Here is a 21,758-nt window from a genome sequence, read left to right as displayed (position 1 = left end):
GAGAATTGAAAGGCAGGAGAAAGTAACATGTCAGAAAATTATCGTTCTCGCGAGGAGCGACGACAAGTTAAAAAGAAAAAACAACCAGCTTCTAAAACACAAAAACCAAAAGGTAAAACATCATTTTTCCGCAAGTTTTTAATTACTTGTTTATTACTTGGTATTGTAGGTTTAGTGGCGGGGGTTGCTACCTTTTTCGTAATGATTAAGGACGCACCAAAACTGGAAAAAGCAAAACTTGTTAATCCGTTATCCTCAAAAATTTATGATAAAAACGGGGATTTGGTATATGAATATGGAAAAGAAAAAAGGACGAATGTTACGTATGATCAAATACCTAAATTAGTAGAAAATGCATTTTTAGCGACAGAAGATTCACGTTTTTATGAGCATAGCGGAGTAGACTTTAAAGGTACTGCCCGTGCTGTTTTAGTGAGTCTTAAAGGAGATTATGGCTCTCAAGGTGGAAGTACGATAACGCAGCAAGTTATTAAAAACTACTTCTTATCTATGGATAAAACACCAAAGCGTAAGGCGCAAGAAATATATTTAGCTTATAAGCTAGAACAACAGTATTCAAAACATGAAATATTAGAGATGTACTTAAATAAAATTAACTTAGGTAATCGTTCATATGGTATCGCAACAGCAGCACAAAACTACTATGGTAAAGAATTGAAGGACTTAACATTACCAGAAGTTGCGATGCTTGCAGGTTTACCGAAAGCACCGAATAACTATGATCCAACGAAAAAAGAAAATGTTCAAAAAGCAACAGAAAGAAGAAATGTTGTTCTAAACTTAATGAATCGACATGGATATATAACAAAACAGGAAATGGAAGAAGCAATAAAAGTTGACGTAGAAAAGGGACTCAAGCCTGCAGCTCAACTACAAACAATGCCATACCCTGCATTTATGGATGCAGTTGTGAAAGAAGTAGAAAAAGAATTGCCAGATGCTAATATTGGTTCTGACGGTTTAGAAATTTATACAACGTTAGATCCGAAAGCACAGAAACTTGCTGATAATATTTTAAATAATAATATCATTGATTATCCAAACGATAAATTCCAAGGTGCATTCACATTTATGGATACGAAAACAGGAGAAGTTCGTGCTATAGGTAGTGGCCGTGGAGAAAATAAAGCTGTATTTAAAGGGCATAATATGGCAATTGAATTAGATCGTGCAGCTGGTTCAACGATGAAGCCAATTTTCGACTATGCTCCTGCAATTGAATATTTAAAATGGGCTACGTATCATCAAATCGATGACTCTCCATTTAAGTATTCAACGGGTCAAGAAGTTCGAAATGCAGATAGAAGTCATATGGGTCCAATTACGATGCGTGAAGCATTAAAAATGTCGCGTAATATTCCTGCAATTAAAACTGCAAAAGAAGTAGGGATTAGTAAATCAAAAGAATTCTCTGAGAAACTAGGTATTACATTTAATACAGCACCGACGGAATCAACAGCGATTGGTACAAATGAAGTATCGCCAACTGAAATAGCGGGTGCTTATGCGGCATTTGGTAATGAAGGTAAATATACGAAACCGCATTTTGTTAAGAAAGTCGTTTATCCAGACGGTAAGTCACAAAGTTTTGGACAAAAACCAAAACAAGTTATGACAGATTCTACCGCATACATGATTACTGATATGCTTCGTTCTGTAGTTACATCGGGTACTGGTACATCGGCAAATGTAGGCTCTTTAGATGTAGCTGGTAAAACGGGTACGACAAACTATTCATCAAAGCAATTAGCTCAATATAAAATTCCAGAAAGTGCAACTCGTGATAGTTGGTTTGCTGGATATACACCGCAATATACGATGGCAGTATGGACTGGGTATATGAAAGATGGTAAAGACGAGTATATTAGTAGTAAAAATACGAAAATTGCACAGTTGATCTTTAAAGAAATGATGAGCGAAATGGCTACAGATAAATCACGCTTTAAAATGCCAAGTAGTGTTATTCAAGAAGGTAGTGAGCTACGTATAAAAGGTGAAAAACGTGATTCATCGCCAAATACTAGCGTACCGGATACAACGGAGCAACCAAAACAAGATCAACAGCAAAAAACTGAAGAAGAGAAAAAGCAAGAAGAATTAAAGAAACAAGAAGAACTGAAAAAACAAGAAGAACAAAAGAAACAAGAGGAACTTAAGAAGCAAGAAGAACAAAAGAAACTAGAAGAGCAAAAGAAACAAGAAGAAGAAAAGAAACAAAATGAACAAAATAACGGAAATGGTCAAGGAACGACACCTCCAGCAAATAACGGAGGAGGCCAAGGAACGACACCTCCAGCGAATAACGGAGGAGGCCAAGGAACGACACCTCCAGCGAATAACGGAGGAGGCCAAGGAACGACACCTCCAGCAAATAACGGAGGAGGTCAAGGAACGACACCTCCAGCGAATAATAATGGAGGTCAAGGAACTCCAACCCCACCTGCAACAGTACAACCAAATAATGGTGGAAATGCAGGAGAGGTTCCTGCCAATAATGGACAATAAGAAAAATTTATAAAAAATATTAAAAAGCACTTAAGATTTGTGAAAATTACAATCTTAAGTGCTTTTTTCATTTTGCTACAGAAAATGTAATGTTAAGGGCTAGATAGAAGAAAAAGAGTGAATTAACGTAAAGAGAGAAAAGTCTACTTGCAAATGATGGTATGTGTTGGTTATCCCGCAAAGGGACTAACTATGATGAATCATATAAAGTATTAAATAAGTAAAAATTATATTCAAATCTTTAATAAATGTCTTTCTTTAACGGTTACTTTAGTTTGGAAAACAATTAAAAAGTCGAATTTCTTATTTAAGGAATTCGACTTTGTTATGTTGAAACTGGATTAAAGGTTCGCCTTATTAAAATGTAGGGGTAATACAGTGATAGCTATTAAATGTTAAACGTACCATGAAAATTTTGGAAAAAAATTGAAGGGAAATGATAAAAGACTTGAGTCGGAGGTAGTGGAGGATAACTATGGCTATGAATGGGAGTACTACTGGGGTGTGTACCATGATGCCAAAATGATGGGGTAACTTGACCGGGAATTTGATATTGCTGCCAAGTTGCGGGAAGTTCAATTCCTACATCGGAGCTAGCTGTATGAACTGCAGGAACATGTATCCCAGGAGTCGAAGGAACTACGGCAGTTACTCTTAATAATACCCACATGAAATATTCACTCCTAAGTTGAGTTAATAAATTAGTATATTCTTTTCACACGTATAAAGGTACATATATAGGACTTTCGTTTAAAACATGCGTACAAAGTCTTAAGACTAATGTAAGCTGATGGTGGACTATTTAATATGAAAAGATACGTCTATTTGCGGAGGGAAAAGAGATAAAAAAAATATACAATGAGGGTGTTAATCGTAATATTTTACGAGTGTATGGAGGTATTTTTATGGAACGATTATGGACGAAATCATTTATTCAAATGACTTTCGCAATGTTATTTTTATTTACAGGATTTTATTTACTTGTTCCAACGCTCCCGCTCTTTATTAAAGAGATAGGTGGCAATGAATCGCAAGTTGGACTTATGATGGGGATGTTTACAATAGCTGCTGTTGTAATACGACCGATTATTGGAGGAATGTTAGATCAATATGGTAGAAGATCCTTTATTATTTTCGGACTCATCTTTTTTGGCTTAACGATGTACTCCTATAATATAGCATCGACTATTGTCCTTTTAGCTGTTTTACGTGTTATTCACGGAGTAACATGGGCTGTTTCTACAACAGCTGTTGGAACAGCAATAACGGATATTATTCCAGATTCACGCCGCGGTGAAGGTATGGGTTGGTATGGGATGGCGATGACAATTGCAATGGCGATTGGACCTATGATTGGATTATGGGTTGTGCAAAATTATTCATTTGATGGTCTATTTTTATTAGCGACGTTGTTATCTTTTATGGCAGTTGTATTATCATTAATAACGAAGATCCCATTTACGCCACAAAAAGAAAAAGGGAAAATTCAGCTATTTGAGAAATCCGTATTAACAATCACGATTGTAGTATTCTTTTTATCGTTTGCATATGGAGGAATAACAACCTTTTTACCGTTATTTGCATCATCAATTCATGTAAACCCGGGAACTTTCTTTCTTGGATATGCAATTGCATTAACAATTGTAAGACCAATTTCAGGGAAACTATTAGATAAGTATGGAGAAGTATTCATCATACTTCCAGCATTATGTATTACTATTTTAGCTATAGTTGTTTTAACTATCTCAAATGGTTTGATAGGTGTAATTATCGCAGCAACATTATACGGTATTGGATTTGGTTCAGCGCAGCCAGCTTTGCAAGCGGCAATGCTTACAATTGTCGATCCGAGTAAAAGAGGAGTTGCAAATGCTTCATTTTTTACAGCGTTTGATTTAGGAATCGGGTTAGGTGCTATTTTACTTGGAGTTGTTTCACAAATGTTTGGTTATCGTATTTTATTTTCAGGGAGTGCAATTTCAGCATTGATAGCCTTAATTATTTTCGTCTTCTTTGTAAAACAACGATTAGGAAAAAAAGAGTTTGCGTAAACTGGAGGAATAAAGATGAGAATTTCAATTGATCGTAAAGCTCTGCAATGGTTCCAGGAAGAATTACGTATAAAGCACGGTGAATCTGTACGTTTTACTGTAAGGTACGGAGGGGATAGTTCAATTCAGCCCGGATATTCTTTAGGGGTTGTTGCTGAGAAACCCGATGGCGAAATAGTGTCAGTTGAGAAGGAAGGTATTATATTTTTTGTAGATTCTGATGATCTTTGGTATTTTCAAAACTATGATTTATTTGTAAGTTATCATGAGGAAATGGAAGAAATTCAATTTAATTATGTAAAATAATAACTTTATTAAAAATGAATAAGTTTTATATAAAAATTATATTTAAGAGATAGTGAAATAAATATCATATAGTAACGAGCTGTATTTATGTACAGCTCGTTTTTTCTATTTCTCAAATAAAATTAGAATAATTGTATATTTGGCGGTGTTATATGAAAAATCTTTATATTTTGTTTTTTGAAAATACGCAAAGAAGTCTATCCTTTCTTTATAAAATATAAGAATTATTTTCAAAAAATTGTATTGTTACAGTAAGAAAAGTGTAGGAAACTTATCATTATAAAATAAATTGAAATCTTCTAAAAACTCTGATACATTGAAATAGAAATGTAGTTTCACAATATTGTAAAGGCTTACAGTTATGTGCACGAAGATCTATTAGGATTGGAGGAAATAATGATGAAAGCTGAAGAGAAATTTTCCCCGGGATTAGATGGTATAGTGGCAGCGGAGACGAAAATCTCGTTTCTTGACACAGTAAAAGGTGAAATTGTAATTCAAGGGTATGACTTAATCGAACTCTCAAAAACAAAAGAGTATTTAGACATTGTGCACCTTTTATTGGAGGAACATCTACCGAATGAAGATGAAAAAGCAACACTTGAAAAGAAATTAAAAGAAGAATATGCAGTACCAGAAGGTGTGTTCAACGTACTAAAGGCATTGCCTAAAGAGACGCATCCCATGGATGGATTACGTACAGGTGTGTCAGCGTTAGCTGGTTACGATAATGATATCGAAAACCGCTCGTTAGAAGTGAATAAAAGCCGAGGGTACAAGCTGTTAAGTAAAGTGCCAAACATTGTAGCGAATAGCTATCATATTTTAAATAATGAGGAGCCAATTGAACCTCTTAAAGAATTATCTTATAGTGCGAATTTCTTCTATATGTTAACTGGTAAAAAACCAACTGAACTTGAGGAAAAGATCTTTGATCGTTCCCTTGTTTTATATAGTGAGCATGAAATGCCAAACTCTACATTTACAGCTCGCGTTATTGCATCAACACAATCAGATTTATACGGTGCTTTAACAGGTGCAGTTGCATCTTTAAAAGGAAGTTTACATGGCGGTGCAAATGAAGCGGTTATGTACATGCTTTTAGAAGCTGGTAATGTTGAGAAATTTGAAGAGTTATTACAGAAGAAACTATATAACAAAGAAAAAATTATGGGCTTTGGACACCGTGTTTATATGAAGAAGATGGATCCAAGAGCACTTATGATGAAGGAAGCTTTAAAACAGTTATGTGATGTAAAAGGTGATTATACACTATATGAAATGTGTGAAGCTGGAGAAAAGATTATGGAGAAGGAAAAAGGAATTTATCCAAATCTTGATTATTATGCAGCTCCAGTATATTGGATGCTAGGTATTCCAATTCAACTTTACACACCAATCTTCTTTAGCTCTAGAACAGTGGGGTTATGTGCGCACGTTATTGAGCAACATGCAAATAATCGTTTGTTCCGTCCACGTGTAAATTATATTGGCGAGCGACATGTACTTAGTAAATAAGAACAACTGGGGAGTTGTTAGCGCCGCCCGCCAGATGGGTGTTTGACCGACACCCATCATTAATAATAACGAATTTTCGACAGAAAGGGAAGGATAGCATGATTAAAACAAATGAAATTAAGCAAAAAGATGCATTATTAGAAGAGATTACCGATTATGTATTAAATAAAGAGGTTACTAGTGCAGAAGCATTCAGTACAGCCCGTTACGTATTACTTGATACACTTGGATGTGGAATTTTAGCACTGCAATATCCAGAATGTACGAAATTACTAGGACCAGTTGTGCCAGGAACAATCGTGCCAAATGGTACACGTGTACCAGGTACGTCTTATGTACTAGATCCAGTAAAAGGTGCATTTAATATCGGATGTATGATCCGTTGGTTAGACTATAACGATACTTGGCTTGCAGCAGAGTGGGGACATCCATCTGATAACCTAGGCGGAATTTTAGCAGTTGCAGATTATATTAGCCGTGTTCGTATTTCAGAAGGAAAAGAAGCTTTAAAAGTACGTGAAGTATTAGAAATGATGATTAAAGCACATGAAATTCAAGGCGTGCTTGCTTTAGAAAACAGCTTAAACAGAGTTGGTCTTGACCATGTATTATATGTAAAAGTAGCAACAACTGCAGTAGTTGCGAAAATGCTTGGCGGAACACGTGAAGAAATCTTTAATGCATTATCACATGCGTGGATTGATAATTCTAGTCTTCGTACATATCGTCATGCTCCAAATACGGGCTCACGTAAATCATGGGCTGCAGGTGACGCAACGAGCCGCGGTGTTCATCTTGCAATGACTGCTCTAAAAGGTGAAATGGGTTATCCAACAGCATTATCTGCGCCAGGATGGGGATTCCAAGATGTATTATTCAATAAACAAGAATTAAAATTAGCAAGACCACTAGAGTCATATGTAATGGAAAATGTATTATTTAAAGTGTCATATCCAGCAGAATTCCATGCACAAACGGCTGCAGAATGTGCAGTGAAGTTGCATCCGGAAATTAAAGAGAGATTAGATGAAATTGACCGTATTACAATTACAACTCATGAATCAGCAATTCGTATTATTGATAAAGAAGGTCCATTAAATAACCCAGCTGATCGTGATCATTGCTTACAATACATTACGGCAATTGGTTTATTAAAAGGAGATATCGTTGCAGACGATTATGAAGATGCAGTAGCAAACGATCCACGTGTAGATGAATTACGTAATAAGATGGTTGTTGTTGAAAACAAACAGTACAGTTTAGATTACCTTGACCCGAACAAGCGCTCAATCGCCAACGCTGTTCAAGTTCACTTTAAAGATGGCACAGTAACAGAAAATGTGGAATGTGAATATCCACTTGGTCACCGCTTCCGTAGAGACGAAGCAATTCCAAAAGTTGTTCAAAAATTCACTGCAAATATGGCAGGTCATTATTCTAGTAAGCAACAAGAACAAATTCATGAAGTTTGTTTAAATGAAGAAAAACTAGAAAATATGAATGTAAACGAATTTGTAGATCTATTCTTAATTTAATAATAGGGGGAATTTAGAATGGCTTGGGTTGTGAAAAAGCAGTCAACACAAGAGGAGCTTGCGAATCGATTCCGAGCTTTAGTAGAAGCAAATGAAATTTTGCAAATTCCAGGTGCTCATGATGCAATGGCAGCTCTTGTTGCAAAAAATACAGGTTTTTCAGCTCTTTATTTATCAGGAGCTGCTTATACTGCAAGTAAAGGCTTACCAGATTTAGGTATCGTGACGTCTACTGAAGTGGCTGAGAGAGCAAGAGATTTAGTAAGAGCTACAGACTTACCTGTTCTTGTTGACATTGATACAGGATTTGGTGGTGTACTAAATGTGGCGAGAACAGCTGTAGAAATGGTGGAAGCGAAAGTAGCAGCTGTCCAAATTGAAGATCAGCAATTACCAAAAAAATGTGGACATTTAAATGGTAAGAAACTTGTTACTACAGAAGAATTGGTTCAAAAAATTAAAGCGATTAAAGAAGTTGCACCGAGCTTATACATTGTAGCACGTACTGATGCTCGCGGCGTTGAAGGATTAGATGAAGCAATTGAAAGAGCAAATGCATATGTAAAAGCAGGTGCAGACGCAATTTTCCCTGAAGCGCTTCAATCAGAGGAAGAATTCCGTCTATTTAATAGTAAGGTAAATGCACCTTTGCTTGCGAATATGACTGAATTCGGAAAAACTCCATATTATAGTGCAGAGGAATTTGCGAATATGGGCTTCCAAATGGTTATTTATCCTGTAACTTCACTTCGCGTTGCAGCGAAAGCATATGAAAATGTGTTTGCTTTAATTAAAGAAACAGGTTCTCAAAAAGATGCACTTTCTAATATGCAAACGAGAAGTGAATTATACGAAACAATTTCATATCATGACTTTGAAGAGTTAGATACTGGTATTGCAAAAACAGTATTATCAGAAGATCAATAGATAAAGCAGCGAAGGCGATGAAAATACATCTTTGGCAAAATAAAATGCTTGATGTGAAAAATCATCGCCTTCTATTTTCAAAAAAGATATTCCACTCATCGTAGACGAGCATAAGCAAAAAGCTATGAAAGCCGAATGATAGGGGGATACATATGGAGAAAACGAAGTTACCATGGGATGAATTTTTTTCACTTAATAAAGATATAAATCATACTTACTTTACACCAGAAGATTTTTCAGGTGATGAAGATTTAATCGCAAAAACGACAGAACAATTCGTTAAACAAGAAATTGTTCCACAAATGGAGAATATTGAACAACATAACTATAAAGTTTCTCGTCAATTATTTGAGAAAGCTGGGGAACTTGGATTATTAGGCATTGAGGTACCAGAAGATTATGGCGGGTTCGAGTTAGGAAAGGCTGTCTCAGGTCTTGTAGCAGAGAAAATGGGTTACGCTGGTGCGTTTAGCGTTTCTTTTAATATACACGCTGGTGTCGGTACATTGCCTTACATATATTATGGAACGAAAGAGCAAAAAGAAAAATATTTACCGAAAATCGCATCGGGAGAATGGATTGGGGCTTATGCTTTAACGGAGCCAAATGCTGGTTCGGATGCATTAAGTGCAAAAACAAGCGCCGTATTGAATGAAGAGGGAACAGCTTGGAAGTTAAATGGTGAGAAGCAATGGATTACAAATGCTCATATGGCAGATGTATACGTTGTTTTTGCGAAGACAAATAAAGGAATGACAGCGTTTATTGTCGAAAGAACATGTGAAGGTGTATCTATTGGATTAGAAGAAAAGAAAATGGGGATTAAAGGTTCTTCAACAGCGACTCTTATTTTAGAAGATGTTGTCATCCCTGCTGAAAATGTTTTAGGGGAAGTTGGGAAAGGGCATCACGTAGCCCTTAATATTCTTAACTTTGCTAGACTTAAACTTGCTTTTGGAAATATTGGAACAGCAAAACAAGCAATTGGTTTGTCGGTTCAATATGGAAAAGAGCGAAAACAGTTCCAAACGGAATTAGTAGACTTTACGATGATTCAAGAGAAAATTGCAAATATGATTATTGCTACATATGGAGCCGAAAGTGCAGCTTATCGTACAGCAGGTGTAATCGATGAAGCAATTCATGAGAGCGATGAAGATCTTATGAAGAAAATGTCCCAATTTGCAATTGAATGTGCACTGAATAAAGTAAATGCTTCTGAAACACTTGCTTATATCGTAGATGAAGCTGTACAAATTCATGGTGGTTACGGTTATATGCAAGAGTATGAGGTAGAACGATTATATCGTGATGCAAGAATTAGTCGTATTTTTGAAGGAACGAACGAAATTAATAGATTAACAGTTGCTAAAATGTTAATGAAACAAATCGAACAATTAGAAGACACTGAAGTAGAAAGTAATGTAGCAAATGTAGAAAGAAACCATCGTTACATTTTATTAGCGAAAAAATTGTTGAAACAATCTTTGAAAACGCTCTCTAAAACTCCAGGTCTAAAAATTGACCAAGAACAAGAATATTCACGTGTAATATCAAATATGTTGACGGACGTGTACGTCATGGAATCAGCGTTTTTACGTACGAGAAAAGCGGTACGTAAAAATGGAGAGGAAAAAGAACGTACGAAGCAACTCATAACGGATGTTATTTGTGAAGAAGGATACCGTAAAGTAGAAGAAGCGGCGATTTCTGTACTTTCAGCAGCTGTCACAGAAGAACAAGATAGAAATGTGATTTTAGCTGAAATCCGTCAATTATTAGTACCTTTATACACGAACGTATTTACGAAGAAGAGAGAAATTGCGAAAGCTATTATAAATCGTGGGAAATATATTGTGTAAATAGGAGGAAAGCGATATGAAAAAGATTGGTTTTATCGGTTTAGGTAACATGGGTCTTCCAATGTCAAAAAATCTAGTTAAATCAGGTTACACAGTATATGGCGTGGACTTAAATAAAGAGGCGGAAGCGTCCTTTGAAAAAGAAGGCGGAATTATCGGTCTATCAATCTCAAAACTAGCAGAAACATGTGATGTAGTTTTTACAAGTTTACCTTCACCTCGCGCTGTTGAAGCGGTATATTTTGGAGCAGAAGGATTATTTGAAAATGGTCACTCGAATATAGTTTTCATTGATACAAGTACGGTATCGCCGCAGTTAAACAAACAGTTAGAGGAAGCTGCAAAGGAAAAGAAAGTAGACTTTTTAGCAGCACCTGTGAGCGGTGGTGTAATCGGAGCCGAAAACCGAACATTAACGTTTATGGTTGGTGGATCAAAAGAGGTATATGAGAAAACGGAATCTATCATGGGCGTACTAGGCGCGAACATTTTCCACGTTAGTGAGCAGATTGATAGTGGTACAACTGTTAAGTTAATTAATAACTTATTAATTGGTTTTTATACAGCTGGTGTGAGTGAAGCTTTAACATTAGCGAAAAAGAACAATATGGATTTAGATAAAATGTTTGATATTTTAAATGTAAGTTACGGTCAAAGTAGAATTTATGAACGTAATTATAAAAGTTTTATAGCACCTGAAAACTACGAGCCAGGATTTACTGTGAACTTATTGAAGAAAGATTTAGGATTTGCAGTTGACTTAGCTAAGGAAAGCGAACTCCATTTACCGGTAAGCGAAATGTTATTAAACGTATATGACGAAGCGAGTCAAGCTGGATATGGTGAAAACGATATGGCTGTTTTATATAAGAAAGTTAGCGAGCAATTAATTTCTAATCAAAAATAAATTATACAAAGGAGAGAATACAATGATTACAACTGAAATTAAACGAGTAAAAAATCACATTAACGGTGAGTGGGTTGAATCGACAGGTACGGAAGTAGAAGCAGTTCCAAATCCAGCGACTGGAAAAATTATCGCTTACGTTCCACTATCTCCAAAAGAAGATGTTGAAAAAGCTGTTGAAGCGGCAAAAGCAGCATTCGAAACATGGTCTAAAGTACCAGTTCCAAATCGTTCAAGAAATTTATATAAATATTTACAGCTATTACAAGAAAATAAAGATGAGCTTGCAAAAATCATTACGCTAGAAAATGGTAAGACGCTAACGGATGCAACAGGTGAAGTACAGCGTGGTATTGAAGCGGTAGAACTTGCAACATCTACGCCAAATTTAATGATGGGTCAAGCACTTCCGAATATCGCTAGCGGAATTGATGGATCGATTTGGCGCTACCCAATCGGAGTTGTTGCTGGTATTACGCCGTTTAACTTCCCGATGATGATTCCGTTATGGATGTTCCCACTTGCAATTGCTTGCGGTAATACATTCGTATTAAAAACATCTGAAAGAACGCCACTTTTAGCGGAGCGACTTGTAGAATTATTCTATGAAGCAGGTTTCCCAAAAGGCGTATTAAATTTAGTACAAGGCGGAAAAGATGTTGTAAATAGCATTTTAGAAAATAAAGATATTCAGGCTGTTTCGTTCGTTGGCTCTGAGCCGGTAGCTCGTTACGTATATGAAACAGGTACGAAACACGGAAAACGTGTACAAGCGTTAGCAGGTGCGAAAAACCATGCGATTGTAATGCCAGATTGCAATCTTGAGAAAACAGTACAAGGTGTAATTGGATCTGCATTTGCAAGTAGTGGAGAGCGCTGCATGGCATGCTCAGTAGTAGCAGTAGTGGATGAAATTGCTGATGAATTCATTGATGTATTAGTAGCAGAAACGAAAAAATTAAAAGTAGGCGATGGCTTTAACGAAGAGAACTATGTTGGACCATTAATCCGTGAATCTCATAAAGAGCGCGTTTTAGGCTACATTAATAGCGGTGTAGCAGATGGGGCAACTTTATTAGTAGATGGCCGTAAAATTAATGAAGAAGTTGGAGAAGGTTACTTTGTAGGTGCGACAATCTTTGATGGCGTGAATCAAGAAATGAAAATTTGGCAAGATGAGATTTTTGCTCCAGTATTAAGCATTGTACGAGTTAAAGATTTAGAAGAAGGTATTAAACTAACAAATCAATCTAAATTTGCAAATGGTGCAGTTATTTATACGTCAAACGGTAAACATGCACAAACGTTCCGTGATAATATCGATGCTGGTATGATCGGTGTAAACGTAAATGTTCCAGCACCAATGGCATTCTTCGCATTTGCAGGAAATAAAGCGTCATTCTTTGGTGATTTAGGTACAAATGGTACAGATGGCGTTCAATTCTATACACGTAAAAAAGTTGTAACTGAGCGCTGGTTTTAATATAAAATAAACAGCCAAATTAGTTATTAAATGAAAACCACCACTATTAATAGTGGTGGTTTTCATCTTGTTAATTACTTTTTTCAAAAGCAAGTTTAATACCAAAACCAATTAAGACGACTCCCGTTAACCCTTGAATATAACGCTGCGTCTTCGGTTTTTTCATAAAAGCACTAATTTTATCAATTAAAAATATATAAAAAGCGAACCAAATGGCTGTTAAAACGAGGTAAGTAAGGCCCATTACGAGTAGTTGGATAAACGTATTATGATTTGGATTTAAAAATTGCGGTAAAAACGTTAAAAAGAATACTGCAACTTTAGGGTTTAATAAATTCGTAAGAAACCCTTGTCGAAAGCAAGAGGTGTGTTCATCTTCATTATTCAAAGATATATCGTTCGTATCAATGCCTTCTTTATTTCTTACTGCTAAAAGGGCTTTAATACCAATATAAATTAAATATAGAGCCCCAACGTACTTGAAAATAGAAAATAAAAGAGCTGACTTTACAATAAGTGCAGAAAGACCAATTACAGCAGCTAAAGTATGAATTAATAGTGCAATACATGTACCAAACACTGTTTTCACTCCACCGACTTTACCAGCAACCAATGTATTTTTCGTAGCCATTGCTGTATCTGGACCAGGTAAAATGATAAGGCAAATAGACATAATGATGAAAAGAAGATAATTTTCTATCATAGCCGCCCCTCCTTTTTATTTTTAGAATATTTGATTAAAATCAGTGTAGCACAAAAATGGATTTAATAAAATTAAATTTTGTTAAAAATAATTAAATAAAAAAGGCTATATAGTAGCTGTAATTACACTACTATATAGCTTCGATTTTATACCGCTATTTGCGGGTAGTAAGATTTTCACCGCACAAGATTTAGCTGAAGCAAAGAAGTTAGGTAGGGGATGAACAAAACATCCCCTCATGACAATTTCATTTTATGCATTAAGTAAGTTAAAGAAACGATTCACATCTTCTTCTGAAACGTCACTTAACTGTTTATATTTATAATTCGGATTTTGATCTTTATCAACGACAACGGAGCGTACTCCCTCGAAGAAATCTTCATGTCTCATGAAATTTTTAGCAAGTATAAGGTCCGTAGCGAAACATTCTTCAACGGATTTATCTTTTCCATCAATAAACTGTTTTAATGTTACTTTTAGTGAAATAGGGGATTTTGATAACAGTGTTTCTTTCGTTTTTAGAGCAAAGGAACTTTCATCTTTCTCCAATGAATGGATGATTTCTTCAATTGTATCGAAAGCAAAATGTGAATTGATTACTTCTAATGAAGGAGCAAGCTCGCTTTCTAAGTTTGGAGCAGTTGCAAATGTACGAATAACTTCTTTTAAATTAGTATGTACATCATCTTCTTTATGCCAATTTACACTTTCAAGTTCAGTAAGAAACTCTGGTAATGAATCAGATGTCATAAAGTAATCAGCAGCATTAATAAATAATACGTCAGAAGCTTTTAAAATAGATGCTGTTAAAGCAACGAATCGTCCTGTATATCCAGGCGCTTTATTTAAGAAATATGCAGCTCCGACGTCTGGGAAGAAGCCAATATTCATCTCTGGCATTGCCCATTTCGTACGCTCAGTTACAATGCGATACTTCGCACCATTTGTAAGACCGACACCACCGCCCATTACAATTCCATCTAAACAAGCAATAATCGGTTTTGTATATTGATAAATATATGTATCAATTTCATACTCTTCTTCAAAAAAACGTTCTGCATGTTGCAATGCCACTTCATTGGAACGCGCTTCATAAAGAGTTTTAATGTCGCCGCCTGCACAAAAACCTTTTGTGCCAGCTCCTTTTAACACGATAAGTGCAATACGCTCATCGTGTTCCCACTCTTTAAGTTTTTGTCCGATAGGTTGTAACATGTCATAAGATAAAGAATTAAGTGCTTTTGGACGGTTTAAAGTAATTGTCGCAACGCCGTTTTCACTAACAGAAAATAAAACTTGTTCAGTCATAATGCATCCTCCCTTACATATCTTCTTATTCTTAATTCTTGATATGTACTGAAATGTCCTTTATAAATTTTGTCAAAAGTTGACGGTAAATATTAATTTGGTCACTGCATATTTTGACGAGTTATCTTTGCAGGATTTCAGAGACTGAGGGGGAATATTACAACATTACTGTAAGTGTAATTATTTGAAGTTATAATGATAAAAGCGCTATTATATAGGTGTGAAATGTTCATTATCAATTCTAAAAGTGTGTTTGAAGAAAAAATAAATCGTACAATTGTAATAAAAAATTTTACACTGAATTAGAAATAGAGAAAGGAGAAATCGGAATGCCAGGACCTTTACTATTGTCGGTTATTATTTTGTCTTTTTTAATGATAGGAATAACGCAGTATTTTCATCATACAGATACGACAGAAGAAGTGAAGGATAAAGTACGTCTCGTATTTCCGATTTTTATAATATCTATTTCATTCTGTATTTTATTAAATAAAGATGGCTACATTGTCGCAGTGTTCTCATTTTTCGTCGCAATCGTCTTAATTACCGTTTTATATTATGTAATGAAAGACTTTATACAAAAATAAAGATGTCATAATAGACATTTTTATTTTGGGGAAAATATAAAATTTCACATACCGTATTTTATATAAAATACATAAAACATATAACAATAGAAAAGTGTGTACTTTGCTGTGTATGTACTTGTCAATCTTGCATAGCCACTATACTATTAAAATGTAGAGATTATAAAAAGGGGTTGTATCTATCATGAAATTTGAGATGCACACAAAAATTATTTCAAATGAAAAAGAAGTAAGATTACATATTGAAGAAAATATATTTCAATTAATATTGGATGGTTATCACTTATTTACAGTTCAAGAAATATTGCCTTTATATAAATCAAATGAAGAAAGAATTGGAAGTGCAACGATATTGAAGCTAGAGTGGGAGAACGGAAAAACTACAATAAACTATCAACTCGTTTCACTAAAATCAGTAAATTAAAAGGAGTAGAAAAATATGAAGTTATTTCATACAGCGGATTGGCATTTAGGTAAGCTTGTTCATGGCGTGTATATGACTGAAGACCAAAAGATTGTATTAGATCAGTTTGTACAGGCTGTTGAAGAAGAAAAACCAGATGCTGTAATTATTGCAGGGGATTTATATGACCGAGCAATTCCACCTACAGAAGCAGTAGACTTATTAAATGATGTGCTGCAAAAAATAGTTATTGATTTGCAAACACCAGTTATTGCGGTAGCTGGTAATCATGATAGTCCGGATCGTATCCATTTTGGAAGTAGTTTAATGAAAAAACAAGGATTACATATTGCAGGTCAATTTCAATTCCCGTATGAACCTGTTGTACTAAATGATGAATATGGAGAGGTTCACTTCCATCTAATACCGTATGCAGACCCAAGCATAGTGAGGCACGTGTTGAAAAATGAAGACATACGTTCTCATGATGATGCGATGCGCATTTTTATGAATGAGCTCTCTGAAACGATGGATAAAGAAGCTAGACATGTATTTGTTGGACATGCATTTGTAACTTCTTCAGGAGAAGCGGAGGAGAATACAAGTGATGCAGAACGACCACTTTCAATTGGTGGTGCTGAATATGTAAATAGTCATTATTTTGATAAGTTTCATTACACAGCGCTTGGACATTTACATCAAGCGCATTTCGTACGTAATGAGACGATTCGATATTCAGGTTCACCACTTGCCTATTCAATTTCTGAAGAGAAACATAAAAAAGGCTATTACATTGTACAACTGAATGAAACTGGTGAAGTAGCAATTGAAAAAAGGTTACTTTCACCACGTCGTAAAATGCGAACAGTAGAAGCGAAAATAGATGAATTATTACAGCACCCAGTAAGTGAAGATTACGTATTTGTAAAATTATTAGACGAAAACCCTGTCTTACAGCCAATGGAGAAAATACGATCTGTATATCCAAATGCAATGCACGTTGAAAGAGCGATGCAAAGGCGAGAACTCACAGATACAAATGAAGTAACTGTTTCAAGACATAAAACGGATGATTTATCTCTTTTAAAGGCTTTCTATAAAGAAATGAAGGGGTTAGATTTATCAGAAGAGAAAGAACGCCTATTTATAGATGTATTACAAACAGTGCAAGAACGGGAAGGTGAACGAGGATGAGACCGATTCAGCTTATTATGACAGCATTCGGGCCATATAAACAGAAAGAAATAATCGATTTTGAAGATCTTGGAGAACATCGTATTTTCGCTATTTCTGGGAATACAGGAGCTGGAAAAACAACGATTTTTGATGCGATTTGTTATGTGTTATATGGTGAGGCTAGTGGAGAAGAACGTAGTGATACGAGCATGCTTCGAAGTCAATTTGCTGATGATAATGTTTATACAAGTGTTGAATTAACCTTTCAGTTAAAAGGGAAACGCTATGAAATAAAACGACAACTTGGACATAAAAAACAAGGGAATAAGACTATTACAGGACATGCAGTAGAATTATATGAAGTTATTGATGGAGAAAACGTTCCAGCCGTCGATCGTTTTCATGTAACAGACGTAAACAAAAAAGTGGAAGATTTAATTGGGTTAAGTAAACATCAATTTAGCCAAATTGTTATGTTACCCCAAGGGGAATTCCGAAAACTATTAACATCTGAGACGGAAAACAAAGAAGAGATTTTACGTCGTATTTTTAAAACGGATCGTTATAAATTAATGCGTGAGTTACTTGATCAAAAGAGAAAACAATGGAAAGACGTCTTACAAGAAAAACAAAAAGAGAGAGAGCTCTATTTCCGTAATGTTTTTAAATTACCAATCCGTGATGGAGCATTATTAGAGACATTAGTGGCACAAGAACATGTAAATACGCATCAAGTAGTAGAAGCGTTAGAACAAGAAACAACCGTGTATAAGGCAGAGGTTGAGCAATTACAAGTAGAACAAGATGTTCAAACGAAGCAATTAAAGGATGCAGAAACACGTTTTCATGCAGCAAAATCTGTAAATGAGAAATTTATAGATTTACAACAAAAGAATGAGAAATATAACACTTTACAAGAGAACCGTGCAGCAATTGAAAGGAAAGAAAAATTCTTTAAACGTGCGGAACAAGCAAAGCACTTATTACCATTTGAACAATGGTATGAAGAAGCGATGGAAAATGAGCAGAAAGCTGAAAGTTTGTTAAAACAGATAATCGTCAAACAAGAACAGATAATGAATAGCTTTGAACTTGCTCAGGAGAAGTATGAAGTAGTAAAGAATAAAGAAGCTGAACGAGAAGAGGCTAAAAAACTTGTTCAAAGATTAGAAGAGTTACAAGCGATTATTGAATCATTAGCTGAGAGAAAGCTGAATTTACAAAATGCCGAAATTCAAATAGGGAAATTAAAAGAAAGTATGCAAAAGTTAGATCAACAACTAGAAGAGCATACAAACCAAAAACAGAGAATGTCTGATGAATTGCAGCAATTAGAACAAGCACTTGAGCAATATGTAGCTAAAGTGGAAGAACTAACGAATATGCGAGAAGATGCAAAAGTTTTAAAACAAGCATATGATGTTTGGCAAGAAAAACAAAAATTCGAGCAAGAAAAAGAAGCGGCAAATAATAAAATGCAAGTGGCAGTTCGTGCATATGAAAACATGGAGCGCCGCTGGTTAAGTGAACAAGCTGGTATATTAGCTCTTCATTTACATGACGGTGAATCTTGTCCGGTATGTGGTAGTACGAGTCATCCACAAAAAGCTACAGAGCAAAGTAATGCGATCGATGAAAAAGAGTTAAACGATTTAAGAGATAAGAAGAACATTGCTGAAAAATTCCATGTGCAAGTAGAGGAGAAATGGAATTTCTATCGACTACAATATGAACAAGTGATAGAAGAAGTTGTGAAGCGCGGCTACAATTCGGAAAAATTAGCTGAAACATATAGTGCACTTGTTCAAAAAGGAAAACAATTAGCTGCAGATGTTAATACGTTAAAAGCAAGTGAAGAAACACGTAAGCAGATTGCTGCGAACATGAAAAGCGTAGAAGAAAAAATAGAAGAACTTCAGAAACAAAAACGAGAATTGGAAACAATGCAGCACCGTACAGAAATGGAGTGTATGCAACTTCGTACGTCATATGAACATGATAAACGAAATATTCCAGAAAACTTACAAACAGTACAAGCTTGGAAAGCACAGTTTGACCAAGCTATGCAGGAACTTAGGTTAATGGAGGACGAATGGAAGAAAGTGCAGGAAGCGTATCAGCATTGGCAAAATGAAAATATACGTATTCAAGCAGAACAAAAAGGTGCTTCTAATCAATTTGAAAGTGCAAAATTAAAGAAAGAAGAGACTTTCGCACGCTTTATGAAAGAGCTAGAACAAAGCGGGTTTACAGATGAATTCACGTATAAAAAAGCCAAATTAAGCGATCCCGAGATGGAGATGTTACAAAAAGAAATTCAAGGTTATTATTCATCGCTTGAAGTGCTTGCAAAACAAATTGAAGAGTTAAACTCAGAATTAAAAGATAAAGAGTATATGGATATTACATCTTTAGGTGAACACATAAAAGAACTAGAAATTAATCTCGATATCATTAAAGAAAAACGTCAACGTGCGCAAAATGCGGTAACATATATTTCTGATTTACATGAAAACATTAGACGTATTGACGAACAAATTCACGAGGAAGAAAAAGCCTTCCAAGAACTTGTTGATTTATATGAAGTAATGAAAGGTGATAACGAAAGTCGTATATCATTTGAACGTTACATCTTAATTGAGTATTTAGAACAAATTGTTCAAATCGCAAACGAACGACTACGTAAATTATCAAATGGACAATTTTATTTAAAACGAAGTGAGCGAGTTGAAAAAAGAAACCGTCAAAGTGGATTAGGTTTAGATGTGTACGATGCATACACTGGCCAAACACGCGATGTAAAAACACTATCCGGTGGAGAGAAATTTAACGCATCACTTTGCCTAGCGCTAGGAATGGCAGATGTCATTCAAGCATATGAAGGCGGTATTTCCATCGAAACGATGTTCATCGATGAAGGGTTCGGTTCATTAGATGAAGAATCGTTAACGAAAGCGGTAGATGCCTTAATTGACTTACAAAAATCAGGCCGATTTATCGGTGTCATCTCACACGTTCAAGAGCTGAAAAACGCAATGCCAGCTGTATTAGAAGTAACGAAGCAGAAGGATGGGTGTAGTCAGACTAGGTTTGTGGTGAAGTAAGCTTAGTTCACCGTCGATTCTTCCTCTCGTTTTTTCGAAATTTTAAGGCCGAGTCACACTAGCGGTCACACTTTTCGAAGACTTCGTCGAGCTTTTCAGCTACAGAACGTTGCATATCAGGTAACACGTGACTGTAGGTATTTAATGTCGTACCTATATCAGCGTGACCTAGTCGTTCTGAAATTAATTTTACATTAACGTTTTGTTGTATCAACAGCGTAGCGTGAGTATGTCGTAGATCATGAAATCGTATTCTAGGTAATCCGAGTTTCTCGGTTACATTATAAAATGATCTACGTATGCTACGAGAATCTAACGGCTTTCCGTATTTGGAGGGGAGAACTAAGTCTAAGTCGGTGTATTTATCACCGGCTTTTTCTTTTTCGTACTCAACAAACTTACGGTGAGTTTTTAACTCTTCTATTAAAAGCTTCGGAATATGAATCGTACGTATGCTCGTTTTATTCTTTGCACCGTATTTTAATTCCCCGCGCTCAGATAACGTTTGTCTGACAAATATTCTATTGTTTTCAAAGTCGATATCTTTCCATCGTAGCCCCAAAATTTCACCTTGACGCATTCCAGTAAATATCGCTATTGAAAAGCTAATACGAAATCTCGTAGCGTTCCTCATCGTCTTACTTCCACTTAAAAAGTAATTTACCTGATCCAACGTCCATACTTCCATTTCAGTTTTAGTTACTCTAGGTAAAACAACATCAGTTGCCGGATTATTCTTTATAAGTTTAAGTACTTTCGCTCTTTTTAAAGAGGTTCGTATAAAACTGAAAGTTAAATTCACTGTACCTTTTGAGTAACGATTCTCCTCGATTAACGAGTTAATATAGTGTTGTAGATGCATCGTTGTAATATCTTGAATCTTCAAGTGTCCGAGACGAGGTTTTATTATATTTAAGTAATGCGTGTAATTTGCTCGAAAGGTACATTTTTGAAGCTGATTTTGCCTTTCTTTAAACCACTGTTCCATAAATGCTTCGTATGACATATGGGAAAGCTTAAGAAAATCATCGTTAAGATAATCAGCCTTTAAGAGCGTCATTTCTTCATTTGCTTCTCGTTTAGAAGCGAAACCTCTACGGCGTATCTGTTTACGCTTGCCTGTCATTGGATCTTTAATAGCGAAGATAAAATCCCATTTACCTGTATCCTTATTTTTACTTACTGTACCACTCAATCTTATGTCCTCCTTTAAAAAGTCACAAGAAAGAGGTTATATCTTCCATTACCTGTATTCTAAAACTAAAGTCACAAATTGTATAGGGGTATAAAAGGTAGAAAAAAGTAAAAAACATTGGCTCAATTTCAAAAGCCTAAACGTTTATATAAGCGATGAGAAAAATA

At 35.5% G+C, this 21,758-nt stretch carries 17 protein-coding genes; 13 read left to right on the top strand and 4 right to left on the bottom strand.

Features of this window, described 5'->3' with window-relative positions; genetic code table 11:
- Positions 1 to 27: 27 nt before the first annotated feature.
- Positions 28 to 2,526 (top strand): transglycosylase domain-containing protein, encoded by a 2,499-nt coding sequence (locus tag D1166_RS05390; RefSeq protein WP_001293942.1) that lies wholly within the window; start codon positions 28 to 30, stop codon positions 2,524 to 2,526.
- A 388-nt stretch (positions 2,527 to 2,914) separates the two neighbouring features.
- Here the strand turns inward: D1166_RS05390 and D1166_RS05385 are convergent, their stop codons facing one another.
- Positions 2,915 to 3,196 carry a hypothetical protein gene (locus D1166_RS05385; protein ID WP_000270088.1) on the bottom strand — a complete coding sequence of 94 codons (282 nt, stop codon included), beginning with the start codon at positions 3,194 to 3,196 and terminating at the stop codon, positions 2,915 to 2,917.
- Positions 3,197 to 3,431: 235 nt separating this feature from the next.
- Here D1166_RS05385 and D1166_RS05380 point away from each other — a divergent pair, with 235 nt between their 5' ends.
- The 8 genes from D1166_RS05380 (at position 3,432) to D1166_RS05345 (ending at position 13,115) form a co-directional block, all read left to right on the top strand.
- A complete protein-coding gene (locus D1166_RS05380) occupies positions 3,432 to 4,577 on the top strand; it encodes an MFS transporter (RefSeq protein WP_098221086.1) in 1,146 nt (381 codons plus the stop codon).
- Between the two features lie 15 nt (positions 4,578 to 4,592).
- A complete protein-coding gene (locus D1166_RS05375) occupies positions 4,593 to 4,883 on the top strand; it encodes a HesB/YadR/YfhF family protein (protein ID WP_001222842.1) in 291 nt (96 codons plus the stop codon).
- Between the two features lie 396 nt (positions 4,884 to 5,279).
- Positions 5,280 to 6,401 carry a citrate synthase gene (gene mmgD, locus D1166_RS05370; RefSeq protein ID WP_001987369.1) on the top strand — a complete coding sequence of 374 codons (1,122 nt, stop codon included), beginning with the start codon at positions 5,280 to 5,282 and terminating at the stop codon, positions 6,399 to 6,401.
- Positions 6,402 to 6,499: 98 nt separating this feature from the next.
- A complete protein-coding gene (gene prpD, locus D1166_RS05365; protein WP_000598123.1) occupies positions 6,500 to 7,936 on the top strand; it encodes a 2-methylcitrate dehydratase in 1,437 nt (478 codons plus the stop codon).
- 18 nt (positions 7,937 to 7,954) lie between these two features.
- A complete protein-coding gene (gene prpB, locus D1166_RS05360) occupies positions 7,955 to 8,863 on the top strand; it encodes a methylisocitrate lyase (RefSeq protein ID WP_000312639.1) in 909 nt (302 codons plus the stop codon).
- Positions 8,864 to 9,015: 152 nt separating this feature from the next.
- Positions 9,016 to 10,725 (top strand): acyl-CoA dehydrogenase family protein, encoded by a 1,710-nt coding sequence (locus D1166_RS05355; RefSeq protein ID WP_087948373.1) that lies wholly within the window; start codon positions 9,016 to 9,018, stop codon positions 10,723 to 10,725.
- Between the two features lie 16 nt (positions 10,726 to 10,741).
- Entirely contained in the window at positions 10,742 to 11,632 is an 891-nt protein-coding gene (locus D1166_RS05350; RefSeq protein ID WP_098221087.1) for an NAD(P)-dependent oxidoreductase, read from the top strand.
- A 22-nt stretch (positions 11,633 to 11,654) separates the two neighbouring features.
- A complete protein-coding gene (locus D1166_RS05345; protein WP_000633347.1) occupies positions 11,655 to 13,115 on the top strand; it encodes a CoA-acylating methylmalonate-semialdehyde dehydrogenase in 1,461 nt (486 codons plus the stop codon).
- Positions 13,116 to 13,185: 70 nt separating this feature from the next.
- Here the strand turns inward: D1166_RS05345 and D1166_RS05340 are convergent, their stop codons facing one another.
- Both D1166_RS05340 and D1166_RS05335 read right to left on the bottom strand, forming a co-directional pair.
- Positions 13,186 to 13,818: a LysE family translocator gene (locus D1166_RS05340; RefSeq protein ID WP_000572358.1), complete on the bottom strand. Its 633-nt coding sequence runs from the start codon at positions 13,816 to 13,818 to the stop codon at positions 13,186 to 13,188.
- A 252-nt stretch (positions 13,819 to 14,070) separates the two neighbouring features.
- Positions 14,071 to 15,126, bottom strand: coding sequence for an enoyl-CoA hydratase/isomerase family protein (locus D1166_RS05335; protein WP_000139776.1), 1,056 nt, complete (start codon positions 15,124 to 15,126; stop codon positions 14,071 to 14,073).
- Between the two features lie 329 nt (positions 15,127 to 15,455).
- Between D1166_RS05335 and D1166_RS05330 the strand changes: the two genes are divergently transcribed.
- The 4 genes from D1166_RS05330 to D1166_RS05315 all read left to right on the top strand — a co-directional run bounded on the left by D1166_RS05330 (position 15,456) and on the right by D1166_RS05315 (position 20,396).
- Positions 15,456 to 15,713 (top strand): hypothetical protein, encoded by a 258-nt coding sequence (locus D1166_RS05330; protein ID WP_001119404.1) that lies wholly within the window; start codon positions 15,456 to 15,458, stop codon positions 15,711 to 15,713.
- 184 nt (positions 15,714 to 15,897) lie between these two features.
- Positions 15,898 to 16,137, top strand: coding sequence for a DUF2584 family protein (locus D1166_RS05325; protein ID WP_000667346.1), 240 nt, complete (start codon positions 15,898 to 15,900; stop codon positions 16,135 to 16,137).
- Positions 16,138 to 16,152: 15 nt separating this feature from the next.
- Entirely contained in the window at positions 16,153 to 17,310 is a 1,158-nt protein-coding gene (locus tag D1166_RS05320) for an exonuclease SbcCD subunit D (protein ID WP_000765146.1), read from the top strand.
- Complete coding sequence (locus tag D1166_RS05315) at positions 17,307 to 20,396, top strand: AAA family ATPase (protein ID WP_065704213.1); 3,090 nt, start codon at positions 17,307 to 17,309, stop codon at positions 20,394 to 20,396. Before D1166_RS05320 ends, D1166_RS05315 begins: the two co-directional genes overlap by 4 nt.
- A gap of 58 nt (positions 20,397 to 20,454) precedes the next feature.
- Here D1166_RS05315 and D1166_RS05310 read toward each other — a convergent pair whose 3' ends face one another.
- A complete protein-coding gene (locus tag D1166_RS05310; RefSeq protein ID WP_098220923.1) occupies positions 20,455 to 21,591 on the bottom strand; it encodes a site-specific integrase in 1,137 nt (378 codons plus the stop codon).
- Positions 21,592 to 21,758 lie beyond the last annotated feature (167 nt).

Origin of the sequence: Bacillus sp. ISO11, from assembly GCF_003458115.1 — a bacterium.
Classification (GTDB): Bacteria; Bacillota; Bacilli; order Bacillales; family Bacillaceae_G; genus Bacillus_A; species Bacillus_A cereus.
Note: the sequence above shows the minus strand (reverse complement) of the source record. Positions and strands in the feature narration are given on the sequence as shown.